2 protein-coding genes are annotated in these 945 nt (G+C 34.3%); both read right to left on the minus strand.

The annotated features are described in order from the left end of the window. A partial coding sequence (locus HMPREF2613_RS00535; protein ID WP_083279173.1) for a hypothetical protein occupies positions 1–230 on the minus strand: 230 nt, incomplete at its 3' end. Between the two features lie 238 nt (positions 231–468). Beyond that, positions 469–666: a helix-turn-helix domain-containing protein gene (locus HMPREF2613_RS00540; protein ID WP_064276818.1), complete on the minus strand. Its 198-nt coding sequence runs from the start codon at positions 664–666 to the stop codon at positions 469–471. Between the last annotated feature and the right edge of the window lie 279 nt (positions 667–945).

Below are 945 nucleotides of genomic sequence, written 5' to 3' on the forward strand. Positions count from 1 at the left end.
AAGTAAGTGATCATCAAGGTTGCTTGTTGCTCATTCAAAATATAGTCCCGTACATTTTGCCCACTCTTTGAAGGTGAAATTTTAAATTGCACCTTTCCGAAGCTTTCAAAGTCCTCTCGGTGCTTGTTCAGCAAAATCTTCAAATGTCTGTGCTTAATTTCAGCGCAGTCTGCAACGATACTGCTCAGTGTATACGGCTCTTTCTTGCCGTCCATATAAACCAATTCCATTGGTTCGCTCCTTTCTTCTTTTGTCAGTGCTTGCCACCTAAAACAGTACCAAGGTAAAGCATTAAAGTAGGGTAAAATCGGAGAATATGAACCCCTACAAACCCTTGATACTGCTGTAGGTAGCAAGCAAATTACACTAGCAAATATTTAGCTAGATCCGTTTATCAATCTCCAGTGGTAAAGCACCACATGAGAAATCTGTAAATGTAGAGTAGTATTGCGATTAGTTCGCTCCTTTCTAATCTTTCGTATCTAAAAATTCATCCAGCGTAACACCCAAGTAACTAGATACTTTTTTCAATGTATCAAGACTTGGATTCTTTGCACGTTCATAGTACAAAGCCGTCAAAGTGCTTTTTGAAATTCCTGTAGCTTCTGCAACATCAGCAGTTTTCTTACGTTGCTTTGCTAATAACAATCTCATGTTATTTTTCATTTTTTACCTCACTTTTTAGAAATTTCACCACATTAGATTGAAAAACATTTTTATGGTGTACTTTTTGTTCAACATATTGTTAACAAAAACATTATATTGCACTTTTTATTCAATGTCAATACTTTTTTTATAAAATGTTGAAATTTTTTTGCAACATTGCAAATAAACGTGGTAAAATACTCTTGAAAGGTATTTGTTTGATATGGATAATAAGTTAAAAAAATTGAGGTTAAATAAAGAATTTAACGGTAAAGTAGGAATGACCCAGCAAGAAATAGC

It is taken from the genome of Streptococcus sp. HMSC070B10 (genome assembly GCF_001808665.1).
Lineage (GTDB): Bacteria > Bacillota > Bacilli > Lactobacillales > Streptococcaceae > Streptococcus.